The sequence below is a fragment of the Pseudomonas sp. A6 genome (genome assembly GCF_052367875.1).
Classification (GTDB): domain Bacteria; phylum Pseudomonadota; class Gammaproteobacteria; order Pseudomonadales; family Pseudomonadaceae; genus Pseudomonas; species Pseudomonas citronellolis.
This window is the reverse complement of record NZ_CP198970.1, coordinates 4,785,149-4,800,824: the sequence shown is the minus strand read 5'-3', so window position 1 is coordinate 4,800,824 and position 15,676 is coordinate 4,785,149. Positions and strand designations below refer to the sequence as shown.

The following is a 15,676-nucleotide window of genomic DNA, read 5'->3' as shown; positions in this document are numbered from 1 at the left end:
CGTCGTCATTACAACAAGGACCAGGGCCATGATCCAGGCCAGCCCCGAGCCGCTTGCGCGCATCCAGCACTGGCAGGATGAGTTCGCCGCCATCCGCCGGCAGATCCACCAGCACCCCGAACTGGGCTTCGAGGAACGGCGCACCGCCGAACTGGTGGCCGGCTACCTGCGCCAGTGGGGCTACGCGGTGCACGAGGGCGTCGGCGGCACCGGCGTGGTCGGCGTGCTGCGCCAGGGCCAGGGCCCGCGCAGCATCGGCATCCGCGCCGACATGGACGCGCTGCCCATCGAGGAAGCCAGCGGCGTGCCCTACCGCAGCCGGGAGCAGGGCAAGATGCACGCCTGCGGGCATGACGGGCACACCGCCATCCTGCTCTGCGCGGCGCGCTACCTGGCGCAGACGCGCGCCTTCGACGGCACCCTGAACCTGATCTTCCAGCCCGCCGAGGAGACCCTCGGCGGCGCCGTGGCGATGATGGAAGACGGCCTCTTCGAGCGCTTCCCCTGCGACGCCGTGTACGCCCTGCACAACGCGCCGGGCCTGCCGGTGGGCTGCTTCCTGACCCGCGAGGGGCCGCTCACCGCCTCCAGCGACCGCGCCACCATCCGCCTGCTCGGCGTCGGTGGCCACGGCGCCATGCCGCATGCGGCGAAGGACCCGGTGGTGGCCGCCGCCGAACTGGTGCTGGCGCTGCAGAGCATCGTCTCGCGCAACGTGCCCGCCAGCGAGGTCGCGGTGATCACCGTCGGCGCCATCCACGCCGGCGAGGCGGCCAACGTGATTCCCGACCGGGCCGAACTGCGCCTGAGCGTCCGCGCCACCCGCCCGGACGTGCGCCAGCTGCTGAAGCGGCGCATCGCCGAAGTCACCCAGGGGGTGGCGGCGGTACATGGCATCGAAGCGCAACTGGACTATGAGGAGCTGGTGCCGGTGCTGGTCAACACCCCGGCCGAAACGCGACTGCTGCGCCAGGTGGCGAGCGAGCTGGTGGGCCCGCAGCGGTTGCTGTCCGAGCCGCCGGCGGGTTTTCTCGGCAGTGAGGACTTCGCCTGGATGCTCGAACGCCGGCCGGGCTGCTACATCGCCCTGGGCAACGGCCAGAGCGGGCCGAGCGGCTGCATGGTGCACAACCCCGGCTACGACTTCAACGACGCGGCCATCCCCTTCGGCGCCAGCCTCTGGGTGCGCCTGGTCGAGACCTACCTGGCCGCCTGATGGCCAATGGAGCAACGATGCGCAACGCACGCCGTACCCTGGTGCTGATCCTGCTGATGCTGGTGATGGTCATCAGCGTGATGGACAAGACCATCTTCGCCTTCGCCGGGGCGCAGATCATCGACGAGTTGAAGCTGACGCCGAGCGAGTTCGGCTTCATCGGCAGCGCCTTCTTCTTCCTTTACTCGGTCTCCGGGGTGCTGGTGGGCTTCCTCGCCAACCGCTTCCCGACCCGCTGGATCCTCTTCGGCATGTCGCTGGTGTGGATGCTGGCGCAGCTGCTGGTCAGCTTCAGCAGCGGCTTCGCCGCGCTGGTGGCCAGCCGCCTGCTGCTGGGCGCCGGCACCGGGCCGGGCACGGCGGTGACCCAGCACGCGGTGTTCAAATGGTTCGGCCCGCGCGAGCGGGTGCTGCCTTCGTCGCTGATCCAGGTGTCGATCATGCTCGGCGCGGTGCTCGGCGCGCTGACCCTGCCGCTGGCCATCCAGCACCTGGGCTGGCGCATGGCCTACCTGGCGCTGGCGCTTATCGGCCTGCTGTGGATGCTCGCCTGGCTGGCCTTCGGCCGCGAGGGCAGCCACGCCGAAGCGAGCGGCGAAGAAAGCGGCCAGCACCTGTCGTACCGGCGCCTGCTGCTCAACCGCACCTTCCTCTGGATCACCCTGCTGGGCTTCCTCGGCTACCTGCCCAACGCGCTGGTCTACAGCTGGGTGCCGGTGTACCTGCAGAAGGGCCTGGGCATGACGCCGCTGCAATCGGGCTACACGGTGATGGCGGCGACCCTCGGCGTGATCGTGTTCAACCTCGGCGTTTCGGCCTGGTCGCAGCGCCTGCTCAAGCGCGGCGTGCCGCTGCAGACCGCGCTGGTGCGCCTGCCGGTGGTCTGCGCGATCCTCGCCGGCGCGGCCTTCGTCGCCCTCGGCGGCTTCCACGGCAACCTGCCGGCGGTGATCGGCCTGTACCTAGCCGGCTGCGTGCTGATCAACCTGTTGCCGACCTTCTGCAACACCATAGTGGCGCACATAGCGCCGCCGGCGCAGCGCGGCTCCATGCTGGCCATCCACATCGGCGGCCTGACCAGCGCGGGCATGCTCGCGCCCTGGCTGATCGGCCAGTTGGTGGAGCACAAGGGCGGCAGCATCGCCCAGGGCTTCGAGCTGGGCCTGGGCCTGATCGGCGCCGCGGTGATCCTCTGCGCGCTGCTCGGCCTGCGCCTGATCGCCCCCGAGCGCACCCGCCAGGCGCTGCACGGCAGCGCCGCCACGGACCTGCCCGCCACGGCATGAGCCGCGGCGGCCGCCCATGAGCCGGCCGCCGGCCCCCTGATCCCATCCCCTTTGCGTCTTCCGGGCGCGGGCCCGGCGGCCCGCGTCCCGGCTGCGCTCATCCTGGAGTGACGATGAACCCGTCCGCCTGCTTCTCCCAGAGCTACGCCGAGGCGCGTGGCAAGTTCCTCGCGGCCTGTGCCGCCGCCGGCCTGGCCGTCGAATCCCATGACCACCCGCTACCCGGGCGCGACGGCGAGCCGCTGGCCCTCGACGTGGCCCGCGACGGCCCGGAGGACGCCAGCCGATTGCTGATCATCAGCAGCGGCTGTCACGGCGTCGAAGGCTTCTGCGGTTCCGCCGTGCAGACCGCGATGCTGCGCGACCCGCATTGGCGGACCCGCGTGCACGAAAGCGGCTGTGCCGTGCTCTACCTCCACGCGGTCAACCCCTACGGCTTCTCCTGGTGGCGGCGCTGGACCCACGAGAACGTCGACCTCAACCGCAACTTCCTGGACTTTTCCGCGCCCCTGCCGGAGAACCCGGCCTACGCCCGTCTCGATCCGCTGCTGGTGCCACGCCGCTGGCCGTCGCGGCTGAGTCGTGCGCGCTTGCTGCTGCAGGTCCTGCGCCATGGCCGCCGGCACCTGCAGCAGGCCGTTTCCTGCGGCCAGAGCAGCCATCCGCATGGGCTCTTCTACGTCGGCGCCGAGCCCACCTGGAGCAACGGCAAGGTGCGCCAGGTGCTGCGCCAACAGGGCCGGCGCTGCCGCGAACTGGGCTGGATCGACCTGCATACCGGCCTCGGCCCCCGCGGGCACGGCGAGCGCATCCACTCCGGCGAAAACACCGCGGCGTCGCTGGCCCGCTCCCGCGCCTGGTGGGGCGAGTCGGTGCGTTCGGCGGAGGAGGGCAACAGTGTGTCGGTGAGGCTCAACGGCAAGATGGTGCATGCCGCGCTGCAGGAATGCCCCCAGGCACGGCTGACCTCCATGACCCTGGAGTTCGGCACCCTGCCGGGATTGCAGGTGCTGGACGCGCTGCGCGCCGACCAGTGGCTGGCCCGCTCGCCGCAGGTGCCGGCGCACAAGGCCGGGCGCATCAAGCAGCAGTTGCGTGATGCCTTCTACGTGGACGCTGAGGACTGGAAACGCCAGGTGCTGGAGCAGGCCTGCGAAGCGGCCTGGCTGGCGCTCCGGGGCCTGTGCGAGGCGTAGCTTCGAAGGGGCCGGTTTGGCGATCGCTCAGGAATCGTTGTGGTTGCGGCGTTCCATGAAGAATCGCCACTCCTTCTGGATGGTTTCGTAAGGCACATAGACGCTGAGCTTCCTGTCGTTCTGCCGGGCGCCCATTCTCGGGGTTTGAACTTCAGCGCCGGGCGGGCCTGCTCCTGGGATCGGAAAGCCAACAGCAGGTCTTCTCCGGAGCGTTCGGCAACCAGCGCATCGCTCAGGGAAGCATGCTGGGGCTCCTGCAATAGGTACAGGTTGCCAGGCTTGCTCATCAGGACTTGTTCAGGCGCGGCCTGGCTTGCATCCAGGGTATATGCCTGTATGAGGGAGTCTTCGGTCACGACCGAGAAATTTATTTTGCTATCGATCAGATTTTTCATTTAGGTACGGATAGTCAGATAGTTACAGGGTCAACCATCTTCCCGCATCCTGCAGCAGGCGCGAACCCACAAGCGTCTCGAAAAGTGCCAATGCCCGCGGGGCGGGCGACATGAGTCTTCGGGGTCGCTTTCGGCGCTTGAGAAACAGTTCTCCGGTGGATTTCCGAAGGAGAAATTCAGCGCTGATCTGTTTAGAAGAAGTTGCGTCGTCTTGCGCTGAGAAGAGTAGGGCGCGGCCTTCGGGGCAGGTATCTGACGAGTTCTAAAATGGTCTGGATCGGCGCCTTACTTTTCGTCAATTCGATATGCCGGGATCGCGCAGCCTGCGGGATGGCCGCCTCGGAAAAGGCCGTTCCATGCGCCTCCGCTGGCGGTGATATCGGGATCGGCTTGATGGCCGCCGCTACTGGGTCGATGCACTTCCTGCGCGCTTTCTGAAGTCAATGTCCGCTGATAGGCCTGGAAGATAATCCGTGTTCTTCCAGTCAGGGCTGTTGGGGGCCGGGTTCAAGATGATCGCGGTATGTAGTGGCAAGGAGGGTTGGCCGCTACTTCTGTCCGCAGCCTGGGGTGGTCGTACTTGGCGGAATCGTGGAGCGAAGAATTCAGACGGCGTCGCATGGTGTTGCCGGAGTTCACCTGGATACCATCCTGGCTGCCCGGAACCGGTTCGGGACCTGCCGATAGCATTTGCTTGGCTTGAAACAAGTTGAATAGCGCCGGTCTTGCCTCGTGGATATTTCGAGAAAAAGACTCCAGGAAATGGAACTTCGCCCCTGTCGTGGATGAAAGATTCACACTCGTTCATCTGGTGTGGGTCTTCGGCTGTTGCTTGAACCTGTGCCCTGTATTTATTGAAAGGATCGCGTGAATGAAATTGAGAAACACCTTAGGCGTCGTTGTGGGTGCCATGGTCGCCTTGTCTGCCATGGATGGCTTCGCCCAAGGCCGGAATTCGGTCGAGGTCGAGGCTTTCGGCAAGCGCTACTTCACCGACAGCAATCGCAACATGCAGAACGGCGACCTGTACGGCGGCTCCCTCGGCTACTTCCTGACCGACGACGTCGAGTTGGCGCTGTCCTACGGTGAATACCACGACCTCCGCGGCACCTCCTCGAGCGGCAATGCCAAGGTGCGTGGCAGCCTGGCCTCGCTGGACGCCATCTACCACTTCGGCGCTCCCGGCGCGGGCCTGCGCCCGTACCTCTCCGCCGGCATCGGCCACCAGAGCCTGACCGACGTCAACAGCGGAGACGGACGCCGCCGCAACCTGACCATGGCCAACATCGGCGCCGGCCTGAAGTACTACTTCACCGAGAACTTCTATGCCAGGGCCGGCCTCGACGGCCAGTACGGCATGGAAAGGCGTGAAAGCGGCCACCAGGGCGAGTGGATGGCCGGCGTCGGCGTCGGCCTGAACTTCGGCGGCGGTTCCAAGCCGGCCCCGGCGACCGAGCCGGTCGCCGACGTCTGCTCCGACGAGGACCACGACGGCGTCTGCGACAACGTCGACAAGTGCCCGAACACCCCGGCCAACGTCACCGTCGACGCCAGCGGCTGCCCGGTCGTGGCCGAGGCCGTGCGCGTCCAGCTGGACGTCAAGTTCGACTTCGACAAGTCCAGGGTCAAGCAGAACAGCTACGTGGACATCAAGAACCTGGCCGACTTCATGAAGCAGTACCCGTCCACCTCCACCACCGTTGAAGGCCACACCGACTCCGTCGGCACCGACGCCTACAACCAGAGGCTGTCCGAGCGTCGTGCCAACGCCGTTCGTGACGTGCTGGTCAACGAGTACGGCGTGGAAGGCGGCCGCGTGAGCGCCGTGGGTTATGGTGAGAGCCGTCCGGTCGCTGACAATGGCACCGCCGAAGGCCGCGCCGTCAACCGTCGCGTGGAAGCCGAAGTGGAAGCCGAAGTGGAAGCCCAGGCCAAGCAGTGATCGGCCTGAGCTGACGAGTCAGCCCGATCTAGGCTGCAATGCCGTTCACTCAAGCGGAGCAGCCTTTCCACTCACTGGATCGGGACCTTCACCGTCCAGGGCCTCGATGGCCCTGGACGGTGATCCAGCAGCAAACCCCCGATACCAGCCCTCAACGCAGGCAAACGCCTTTCCATCGGCCAAACGCATCCCGCCACGCCGGCTGGGGCTCGGTTGGGCCTCCGCAGAAGATCGGCAACCCAGGCCTGCGCCCTCGGCTCCACGGGCGGTCCCGGCGCTATTCCGTTGGTTTCACTGCGTCTACGCCCGCACCTGGGCGGTGATATTCCCGATGGCGCCGATTCCGTCAGCCGCTGAAATTGCGCGCGGTGACGTAGGCACGCTTCCAGTAGGGGAAGGCGAGGGAGTCGATGCGGATCTTCTTGCCCGTGCTGGGGGCGTGAATGAAGCGGTTGTCGCCGATGTAGAGGCCGACGTGGCTGACTCTATCGCTGCCGTTGTGGCTGAAGAACACGGCGTCGCCAGGCTGTAGTTCGTGGCGGGCGATAGTCGCGTCGCGCCGCGCAACCATCGACCGGGTGGTGCGTGGCAGGCGCTGGTCGGCGACGCTGCGATACAGGTAGACCAGCAGGCCGCTGCAATCGAACCCGGTTTCCTCCGATTCGCCGCCCCAGCGGTAGCGCTGGCCGACGAGCTGGTGCGCGCGGGCGACGATGAGCTGGCGCGTGTCCGGATTGACGGCGCCGGGCTGGCCCGTCGGTGCCTGCTGGGCCGATGCGGGCGCGTAGCGGCGCCACTGCGGGATACCGAGGTCATCGGCGTGGGCGAGGGGAACGATCAGCACGAGAAGTAAAAGAGCGATAAACCAATGAAGAGCACGCATTTCGGAACACTACGGGGTGAAGGTTGAGTCGTGGCGCAATCCTTCTGCTGGCAAGCCTGCACCAGGCCCTGGTCCACGCGGATGAGGGAGGCATGGGTGATGCAGGGCTGGCCGCTACTTCCCTGGTAGCTGCTGGGGCTCTCCAGTATTCGTGCCGGCCAGGGCAGGCCGTGGCGGCGGGGCAGGCGCGGGATCGGTGAAGGGACGCTGGCAGAAAGCACGGAGCCCCCGGGCGTGGGTTATTCCTGGCGATGCGGTTAGGATTTCGTGTATCGGCCTTGGAACTTTCGCCGGCGCGGCGGTCTGAGGTGTCAATCTGCCATTGATCAGCCAGGGAGGCTGTATGAAGGGTGTTCTCGTTGCTGTTCCGCTGCTGTTCTGCGCCGCCTGGGCGCAGGCGGATACGATCTACAAATGCGTCGATGCGCAGGGCAAGGTGACTTTCACCAAGCAGGCCTGCCCCAACGGCGGCAACGCCGGCGTCGAGCTGAACGTGGAGAACCGCCGGCCCAGTGGCGGCGGCGAGGGGGCGGTGATGGCGCAGCCGGCGCTTCAGGCGCCGGCTGCGGATTACGCTCCGGCGGGGGCCTATCCGGCGCAGCAGCCGGCGGCCCCGGCGCCGGCCGGCGGCACGCGGGTGACCGTGGTGGGCGGCTCGGAGGAGCGGCCGGGCTGCTCCACCGGGCTTTCCGAGCGCGACCTGCGGACCGCCATGGTGCGCAAGGAAATCGTCCCGGGCATGAGCCGCAAGGAAATCGAGAGCATGTTCGGCACCCCGAGCAAGCAGGCCAGCGCCCACGGCGCCGGCAGCAGCACCTACTGGAACGACAAGTACCTGAACTTCTTCAGCATCAACTACGACGCCAATGGCTGCGTGGTGAACAGCTACCAGTCCGGCGCCAGCAACTGAGCCCCATCCCGCGCGGCCCCCAGGCCGCGCGCTTTCAGTCCGCGGCGGCGTCGGCCGGCGCCCGGGCCTTCAGCCACAGGCCGAACTCCTTCACCACCTCCACCACCTTGCGCAGGCGTTCGCCATCCTCGCTCAGGCGGTATTCCACCTTCACCGGCACTTGCGGGTAGACCGTGCGCGTCACCAGGCCGGCGTCCTCCAGGGCGCGCAGGTCGAGGGTCAGCATGCGCTGGGAGATGTTCGGCATGTCGCGGCGCAGTTCGTTGAAGCGCTTGGGGCCGTCCAGCAGATAGGACACCAGCAGCAGGCGCCAGCGCCCGCCCAGCAGGTGCATGGCTTCTTCCACCGAACAACCGGAGACGTTCTTCTTCATGGCCGGCTCCTCATGGCGGGCGCAAAGTATATTTTTTGTACCTATACACCATTTTTCTCCCTTCTTTAAAAGATATACCGCTCTGCGGATACTCCTGCGCACCATCGACGCAAGGAGTTCTCCATGAAGCTGTACTACGCCCCCGGCGCCTGTTCCCTGGCCTCCCACATCACCCTGCGCGAGCTGGGCCTGCCCTTCGAACTGGTGCGGGTGGACAACCGCAGCAAGCGCACCGCCGACGGCGCCGACTACCTCGCCATCAACTCCAAGGGCTATGTCGCCGCCCTGCAACTGGACGACGGCCAGGTACTCACCGAGGGGCCGGCCATCCTCCAGTACCTGGCCGACCTGCGCCCCGAGGCGGGGCTGGCGCCGGCGCCGGGCGGCCTGGCGCGGGCGCGGCTGCAGGAGTGGCTGAACTTCATCGGCAGCGAGATCCATGCCGGCATGAACCCGCTGTTCGACGGCGAGCTGCCGGAGGCGCTGAAGACGCGCTTCCGCAATCAGGTCGGCAAGCGCCTGGCACAGACGGCGCCGGTCCTGGAGCGCTCCAGTCACCTGCTGGGCGAAGGCTTCAGCGTGGCCGATGCTTACCTGTTCACCGTCCTGGGCTGGACGCAGCGCCTGGGCATCGAGCTGGCGCGCTGGCCGGCGCTGGCGCGCTTCGTCGAGCGGGTAGGGGAGCGTGACAGCGTGCGTGCTGCACTTCAGGCCGAATCGCAACAGTGCACCGCCTCGCAATGACGGCCACACTACCGACTAAGGGACGATAGCCGCGGCCGGCAAATGGTCGCCTAATGGTCCTGACAACAATAATTCAGGGCCTGCGCCAACCCGGGTGTTCCACGGGGCGGGCGATGGCTGGAGAGGTGCCCTCATGGACCCGACGCGTTCGCGTATCTTCCTCGTTCTTTCCCTGCAGACCACCGGCCTTCTCGCGCTGTTCATCGCCCAGTCGCTGGGCGGTTGGCCGCTGTCGCTGTGCCTGCTGCTCGGTTTCGCGCTGCTCTGGCTGCCGTGGTTCGTCGGCCAGCGGCGCAGCCTGCCCGGCGTATCCGCCGCCGCGCCGGAGCTGGCCGCGCTGACCCGCGACCTGTCGCACAGCACCAGCCACAACGCGCTGTCCGCCGCCGGCGTGTCCTACTCGGTGCAGCGCCTGGTGGAGCGCCTGGAGTCGCAACTGGCGGCGGCCGAGCAGATCGTCGGCAGCGCCGAGGTGATGATTCATACCGAGCGCGCCACCTCTTCCCTGGCGCGCCAGGCCATGGACGCCGCCACCCAGGCCCGCGCCGGCAGCGATGTCGGGCGCAGCGAGCTGCAGCAGGCCATCGCCCGCATGCACCAGCTCAGCGGCCGCGCCGGTGAAAGCCGCGCGCTGATCGAGGCGCTGAGCCAGCGCAGCGAGGACATCCAGCGCGTCACCCAGGTGATCCAGTCGATCGCCAGCCAGACCAACCTGCTGGCCCTCAACGCCGCCATCGAGGCGGCCCGCGCCGGCGAGCACGGCCGCGGCTTCGCGGTGGTCGCCGACGAGGTGCGCGGGCTGGCTGCGCGTACCGCCGAGGCCACCGAGGAGGTGGGGCAGATGGTCGAGGACATCCAGCAGCGCACCGCCCAGGTCGCCGAGCAGATCCTCCAGTTGGCCGCCGACCTCGACGAAGGCGTGGCCCAGGTGGAGCGCACCGGCGGGCAGCTGGAAGGCATCGCCGGGCTGGCCGCTGGCGTCGAGCGGCAGATCACCGAGATCGCCGAAGGCGCGGAGATCAACCGCCACCAACTGGACAACCTGTTCGCCGCGGTGGAGCGCATGCGCGCCGACATCCGCGTCAGCGACGAGCAGACCCACCGCCTGGCCGACGCCGCTGTGCACCTGGAGGCCCAGGCCGAGGCCATCAGCGAGCGCCTGGCCGAAGTGGGCCTGGACGATTACCACCAGCGCGTCTACGACCTGGCCCGCGAAGGTGCATCGAGCATAGGCGCGCGCTTCGCCGCCGACCTGGAGGACGGGCGGATTTCCGCCGAGGACCTGTTCGACCGCCACTACCAGCCGATCCCGGGCACCGAGCCGCAGAAGTACAGCACGCGCTTCGACCGCTACACCGACGAGGTGCTGCCGAAGATCCAGGAAGACCTGCTGCAGCGCCACGAGGGCCTGGTGTTCGCCATCGCCTGCACCGCCGAGGGCTACGTGCCGACGCACAACCGCGCCTTCGCACAGGCACCGACCGGCGACCCCGAGGTGGACCGCCTGAAGAGCCGCAGCAAGCGCCTGTTCGACGACCGCACCGGGATCCGCTGCGGCAGCCACCAGCAGGCGCTGCTGTTGCAGACCTACTGCCGTGACACCGGCGAGCAGATGCACGACCTGTCGGTGCCGATCTTCGTCAACGGCCGCCATTGGGGCGGCCTGCGCCTGGGCTACCGGCCCGAGAGCATGCCGCTGAGCGAGACGCCGGCGCTGCGCAGCCCGGGCCGGCGTGAGGCCGCCTCGGCCAGGTGAGAGCCGGGGGAAGCAAAAAAGGCCGTGCATCCGAGGATGTGCGGCCTTTTCGTTTGAGTCAGGGCGGAGCGGATCTCATCCGCGAATCGCGCCGGGATGTCCGGCTATCGCGGACAGAGTCCGCTCCTACGGCGTCCAGGGCGCATGGCTTTTCGTAGGAGCGCGCAGGGGAATGGCGTGGGCAGCGTAGGCGCCCTACGTGTAGGAGCGGACTCCGTCCGCGATCGCTCCCCGGCCGCGCGAGACCCGCCGCGACGTCAGAACCGCTTCGTCGCCCGCGCCACCACGGTCGCCGTGCAGATGTCCTTGAAGCCCTGCCAGTTGAAGCATTCGCTCTGCGACAGGTCGGTGTCGATGTAGCTCAGCGACCAGTCGATGCCGGCGAACTCCCTGTCCAGCCTCGCCTCCCATTCGTGATAGGTGCTGCGCGTGCCGCCGTCGCCGGCGAGGTACAGCGGGTCCTTGGCGTCGTTGCGGCCATAGCGCAGCTTGGCCTGGAACCCGGCCGGCAGCTCGAAGCCGTAGCCAACGTAGCTGTAGAGCTGGCTCTGGTCCTTGCCGACGTAGGTGGTGATGTCCTTGGAGTAATAGCTGGCCAGCTCGAAGCCGTAGGCGTTGAGGACGGCGTAGACCTCGCTCTGGTTGAACTGGCCTTCCTTCGGGTAGCGGTACTGGATGTAGCCCAGGTCCAGGCTCACCGCGTCGGTGGCCTGCCAGTACCAGCCGGCGTAGTAGTCCAGCTCCTGGCGCGTCTTCAGGCCGTAGCCGAAGTCGACGTTGGAGCTCCACACGCCCAGGTACAGGCCGCTGCTGTGCTGCAGGGTGGCGGCGGCCTGGATGGCCGGGTCGTTCTGCGTCTGCGAGATGCCGCGGGTGCGGTAGTCGCTGGCCAGGGTGGCCTCCAGCTGGACCGAGAGGTCCTCGGTCAGCTCCAGCGCATGGCTGCTGGTGAAAGGCGCGCAGGCGAGCGCCGCGCCGAGGACGAGTGCTTTGTACTTCATGGACTTACCCTTTGTTGTGCTTGTGTGGGCAGGAAAAAAGCCCGCGCAGCCCCCTCCCGCCGGCGAGCCGGGAAGCGAAAGGGAAGGGGCGGCGGGAAGGGCCGGGCTTCAGCCCGGCATTGGAGCGAACGGCGTCAGAGCGCTTCCTGGCCGTCGGCGCGGTAGACCTCGCGGCCGCCGAACAGGGTGTGCAGCACCTTGGCCTCGCCCAGTTCGGCGTCGGGGACGCTGAACAGGTCGCGGTCGAGCACCACCAGGTCGGCCTGCTTGCCGGGGGCCAGGCTGCCGATCTTCTCGCCCAGGCCGATGGCCTTCGCGGCATTGGCGGTGTACGCGTAGAACATGGCCTGGCGGTCGATGCGCTGCTCGGGGTTGAGCACGCCCTTCGGGCCCTGGCGCGTCACCGCCTGGTACATCGCCTTCAGCGGGTCGGGGGTGGACACCGGCCAGTCGCTGGCTCCGGCGATGGTGGCGCCGGCGTCCAGCAGCGATTTGGCCGGGTACATGTAGCGGAAGGCGTCGTCGGCGATGTAGGGCTTGACCAGGTCGAGGGTGTAGTCCTCGGCGGTGGCCCAGTCCAGCTGCATCGAGGCGATCACGCCTAGTTGCCTGAAGCGCGGGAAGTCCGCCGGGTTGACCAGTTGCAGGTGGGTGATGGAGTGGGTGACGCCGCTTTGCCGGTCCTTGCGCGCCTGGGCGATGCCGTTGAGCGATTCGCGCACCGCGCGGTCGCCGATGGCGTGGATGTGCACCAGCCAGCCGCGGGCGTCGGCGGCGCTGACCAGCTCGCCGAAGTGCCGCGGATCGAGCAGCAGCTCGCCGGGCTTGTGCAGGTTGTTGTAGTTCTCCAGCAGCGCGGCGGACTGCGCCGGATATTCCAGCACGCCGTCGGCGAACACCTTGATGCCCGGCAGGCTGAGGTTGGGGATGCCCTGGAACTGCTGGCGCACCTTGTCGATCACCGCCAGGTCCGCCGGGCGGCTCTTCGGGTTGACCACCAGCAGCGCGGCGACGTGGGCGCTGAGCCGGCCCTGTTGCGCCAGGTCGCGGTACACCGGCAACACGCCGACGGTGCGTTCCGTGGGCTTGATGTCGAACAGCGCCTGGCCTGGGCTGCCGTTGGCCGCCGGGTCCATCCAGGCGGTGATGCCCAGGCTATTGTTGTACCGCACGGCGGCCAGGCCGGCGCGGTCGAGGGTCTGCTGGTCGGCGGCGGGCATGGCTGCGGCGACGCGGTCGAAGCCGGAGTCGACGACGAAGCCGCTGGGGGTGAAGTCCGGCGCGTGGCCGATGTTCTGCTGCTCGGTGGCCGGCAGCGAGCGCACCAGCGCCGCGTCCAGCTTGGCGCGGCGCAGCATGGCGGCGTTGGCCCAGGCGGTGTGGTGGTCGCTGCCGATGAGCACGATGGGCACCTGGGCCCATTCGCCGGCATTGAAAATCTTTGCCAGCCCCTCGGCCTGGGACCAGTAGCTGGAGTGCATGCCGTTCAGCACCAGGATGTCGCCGACCCGGGCCTTGCCGTTGTCGCGGGCCTCGCGCAAACGCTGCGCCAGTTCGTCGAGGCCGACCTGCTCGTCCTCCATGCTCGCGGCGATCAGCTCCAGGCCGCCGAAGATGGCGTGCGAGTGGCTGTCGATGAAGCCGGGCATCAGCAGCTTGCCGCCCAGGTCCACCTGGCGGCTGTGGGCGTCGGCGAGGGCGCGCACTTCCTGGTCGCTGCCGACCTTCAGCACCTTGTCGCCGGCGATGGCCAGCGCCTGCTGCAGCGGCTGCCCGGGCTCGGCGGTGAAGACCTTGGCGTTGTACAGGATCAGGTCGGCGGTTTGTGCGTGGGCTTCCAAAGTGCCCAGTGCGATTGCGACAGCGAGTGCGCCCTTGATGAGCCTTCGCATGCTTCCCCCTTGCTTGGTGGTTGATTTTTATTGGTCTGGGCAAGAGGCTAATGGCCCGGGGCTATTTCCCGAAAGCCAGTCGCTGGCACAAGACTTGTGAAAATCTGGAAAGAATATGGACAGGTTCAGCAGCCTCGCTCTCTTCGTCGCCTGCGCCGAGACCGGTAGTTTCAGCCGCGCCGCCGAGCAACTGGGCAAGACGCCCTCGGCGGTGACCAAGGCCATCGGCCAGCTGGAGGCCAGCCTCGGCGCGCGCCTGTTCGAGCGCACCACCCGCAGCATGGCCCTGACCGAGGCCGGGCAGCTGTACCTGGACAGCGCCCGCGAGGTGTTGGCGCGCATGCACGAGACCGCCGAGGAGATCGGCCAGCTGCAGCACAGCCTGCGCGGCAGCCTGCGGATCACCGCGCCGCTGGCCTTCGGCGCGGCCTTCCTCAATGACGTCTGCGCCGACTTCCTCATCCAGCACCCGCAACTGCGCCTGCAGGTGGACCTCAGCGACAGCTACGTCGACCTGCTCGACGGCCGCTACGACCTGGCCCTGCGCCTGGGCCACAGCAACCTGCCGGGGCTGATCGTGCGGCCGCTGGTGGCGAACCGCCTGGTGCTCTGCGCCAGCCCCGAGTACCTGGCGCGCCGCGGCGAGCCGCTGCACCCGCTGGAACTGGCCGAGCACGACCGCCTGACCTACTGGCACCCGGCGCTGGACACCCGCTGGTGGCTGGAGCGCGACGGCGAGCGCTTCTCCATCCTGCGCGAGGGGCGCCTGACCAGCGACAACCACGAACTGCTGCTGGCCGCCTGCCTCAAGGGCAGGGGCCTGATGCCCTGCCCGCTGTGGAGCGTCCAGCCCTACCTGCGCGACGGGCGCCTGTGCAGCGTGCTGGAGGACTACCACTTCGACCCCGACGCCTTCGGCCAGCGCATCCTCGCCGTCTATCCCAGCCACAGGCGCGCCACGCGCAAGATCCTCGCCTTCATCGAGCACCTGGAAGAGGCCCTGCGCCAACTGGGCATCGAGGCCTAGCGCCCGCGGAAACGCCCCGGCGGCACGCCCTTCCAGCGCTTGAAGGCGTGGATGAAGTTGGACACCTCGCCATAGCCCAGGCGCTCGGCGATCTCTTCCAGGCGGATGGCGCCGGTGCCCAGCAGTTCCTCGGCCAGGGCCTGGCGCACCTCGTCGAGCAGGGCGCGGTAGCTGCTGCCCTCGTCCTGCAGGCGGCGGCGCAGGGTGCGCGAGGTCATGTGCAGTTCCGCCGCCACCTGCTCCATGTCCGGCAGGCGCCCGGGCGTGCGCAGCAGGCGGTCGCGGATGCGCCCGGCCAGGCCGCCCAGTTCCTGGCGGCGGGCCAGCAGTGCGCGGCACTCTTCCTCGCAGTGCCGCGCCACCTGCGGGTTGGCGCCGGGCAGCGGCAGGTCGAGGGCGGTGCTGGCGAAGACGATGCGGTTGGCGGGCTGGCCGAACGCCGGTTCCACGCCCAGTTCGGCCAGGTACAGGCTGCCGTCGGCAGGTCGGGGGCGGCGGAATTCGGCGCGCAGGATCGGCAGCGGGCGCCCGGTGAGGTCGCGCTGGATGCGCAGCACGCCGCCCAGGTCGCGCTCGCAGGCGAAGGCGCGGACGTCCTCCGGCACGTCGCTGTCGTCCAGCAGCAGGTGGGCCTCGGCGCCGTCCTCCAGCAATTCCAGGCGGGTGAACACGTAGGTCAGCCCCAGGTAGCGCAGGCCGAGGAGGGCGGCGCTGCGGAAGGTCGGGCTGCTGAGCAGGGCGAAACCCCAGATGCCGTAGGTGTTCAGGTGGTAGCGCAGGCCGGCCTGCAGGCCGCTGCCGGCGGGCAGCCGTTGCGCCAGGTTGTGCAGCACCTGCAGTTCGCAGGCGGCGTCGATCTCGCGGGCCGGGTCGGCTAGCACTGCCAGGTCCAGGCCGCTGCCGTGCAGGCAGTCCTCCAGCGCCAGGCCATGGTCGAGGCCGAACTGGGTGAGCAGTTGCACGCTCAGGGCACTGCGACGGCTGGGCCGGGGCTGGTCGGGCATCGCGGGCTCCGTCTTGTCCGGAAATCACAATTTAATGTCCGACTATGCCAT

Annotated in this window: 13 protein-coding genes; 8 read left to right on the top strand and 5 right to left on the bottom strand. The window is 68.1% G+C overall.

The features are described 5' to 3' along the window. The first annotated feature begins 28 nt into the window (after positions 1 to 28). The 4 genes from ACTWJ5_RS20915 to ACTWJ5_RS20900 all read left to right on the top strand — a co-directional run bounded on the left by ACTWJ5_RS20915 (position 29) and on the right by ACTWJ5_RS20900 (position 6,035). Positions 29 to 1,216 carry a M20 aminoacylase family protein gene (locus tag ACTWJ5_RS20915; RefSeq protein ID WP_444436455.1) on the top strand — a complete coding sequence of 396 codons (1,188 nt, stop codon included), beginning with the start codon at positions 29 to 31 and terminating at the stop codon, positions 1,214 to 1,216. A 17-nt stretch (positions 1,217 to 1,233) separates the two neighbouring features. Then, a complete protein-coding gene (locus ACTWJ5_RS20910; RefSeq protein WP_444436454.1) occupies positions 1,234 to 2,502 on the top strand; it encodes an MFS transporter in 1,269 nt (422 codons plus the stop codon). Between the two features lie 113 nt (positions 2,503 to 2,615). Then, positions 2,616 to 3,698 (top strand): M14 family metallopeptidase, encoded by a 1,083-nt coding sequence (locus ACTWJ5_RS20905; protein WP_444436453.1) that lies wholly within the window; start codon positions 2,616 to 2,618, stop codon positions 3,696 to 3,698. Positions 3,699 to 4,964: 1,266 nt separating this feature from the next. Further along, entirely contained in the window at positions 4,965 to 6,035 is a 1,071-nt protein-coding gene (locus tag ACTWJ5_RS20900) for an OmpA family protein (protein WP_444436452.1), read from the top strand. 346 nt (positions 6,036 to 6,381) lie between these two features. Here ACTWJ5_RS20900 and ACTWJ5_RS20895 read toward each other — a convergent pair whose 3' ends face one another. After that, positions 6,382 to 6,918 (bottom strand): C40 family peptidase, encoded by a 537-nt coding sequence (locus ACTWJ5_RS20895; RefSeq protein WP_444436451.1) that lies wholly within the window; start codon positions 6,916 to 6,918, stop codon positions 6,382 to 6,384. A 343-nt stretch (positions 6,919 to 7,261) separates the two neighbouring features. Here ACTWJ5_RS20895 and ACTWJ5_RS20890 point away from each other — a divergent pair, with 343 nt between their 5' ends. Then, a complete protein-coding gene (locus ACTWJ5_RS20890; protein WP_267852358.1) occupies positions 7,262 to 7,828 on the top strand; it encodes a DUF4124 domain-containing protein in 567 nt (188 codons plus the stop codon). 34 nt (positions 7,829 to 7,862) lie between these two features. Here the strand turns inward: ACTWJ5_RS20890 and ACTWJ5_RS20885 are convergent, their stop codons facing one another. Beyond that, a complete protein-coding gene (locus ACTWJ5_RS20885) occupies positions 7,863 to 8,201 on the bottom strand; it encodes a winged helix-turn-helix transcriptional regulator (protein ID WP_009619175.1) in 339 nt (112 codons plus the stop codon). 123 nt (positions 8,202 to 8,324) lie between these two features. On the opposite strand from ACTWJ5_RS20885, the gene gstA reads away from it, so the two are divergent. Then, on the top strand, positions 8,325 to 8,945 hold the full coding sequence (gene gstA, locus ACTWJ5_RS20880; RefSeq protein ID WP_444436450.1) for a glutathione transferase GstA: 621 nt from the start codon (positions 8,325 to 8,327) through the stop codon (positions 8,943 to 8,945). A 133-nt stretch (positions 8,946 to 9,078) separates the two neighbouring features. Continuing rightward, positions 9,079 to 10,701 carry a methyl-accepting chemotaxis protein gene (locus tag ACTWJ5_RS20875; RefSeq protein WP_074983617.1) on the top strand — a complete coding sequence of 541 codons (1,623 nt, stop codon included), beginning with the start codon at positions 9,079 to 9,081 and terminating at the stop codon, positions 10,699 to 10,701. A gap of 257 nt (positions 10,702 to 10,958) precedes the next feature. On the opposite strand, the gene ACTWJ5_RS20870 is transcribed toward ACTWJ5_RS20875, so the two are convergent. After that, positions 10,959 to 11,702 carry a TorF family putative porin gene (locus tag ACTWJ5_RS20870; protein ID WP_061561271.1) on the bottom strand — a complete coding sequence of 248 codons (744 nt, stop codon included), beginning with the start codon at positions 11,700 to 11,702 and terminating at the stop codon, positions 10,959 to 10,961. Positions 11,703 to 11,836: 134 nt separating this feature from the next. After that, positions 11,837 to 13,594: an amidohydrolase gene (locus ACTWJ5_RS20865; protein ID WP_444436449.1), complete on the bottom strand. Its 1,758-nt coding sequence runs from the start codon at positions 13,592 to 13,594 to the stop codon at positions 11,837 to 11,839. Between the two features lie 115 nt (positions 13,595 to 13,709). Here ACTWJ5_RS20865 and ACTWJ5_RS20860 point away from each other — a divergent pair, with 115 nt between their 5' ends. Further along, positions 13,710 to 14,621 carry a LysR substrate-binding domain-containing protein gene (locus tag ACTWJ5_RS20860; protein WP_444436448.1) on the top strand — a complete coding sequence of 304 codons (912 nt, stop codon included), beginning with the start codon at positions 13,710 to 13,712 and terminating at the stop codon, positions 14,619 to 14,621. Here the strand turns inward: ACTWJ5_RS20860 and ACTWJ5_RS20855 are convergent. Further along, positions 14,618 to 15,625 carry an AraC family transcriptional regulator gene (locus ACTWJ5_RS20855; RefSeq protein WP_444436447.1) on the bottom strand — a complete coding sequence of 336 codons (1,008 nt, stop codon included), beginning with the start codon at positions 15,623 to 15,625 and terminating at the stop codon, positions 14,618 to 14,620. The genes ACTWJ5_RS20860 and ACTWJ5_RS20855 overlap by 4 nt on opposite strands. Between the last annotated feature and the right edge of the window lie 51 nt (positions 15,626 to 15,676).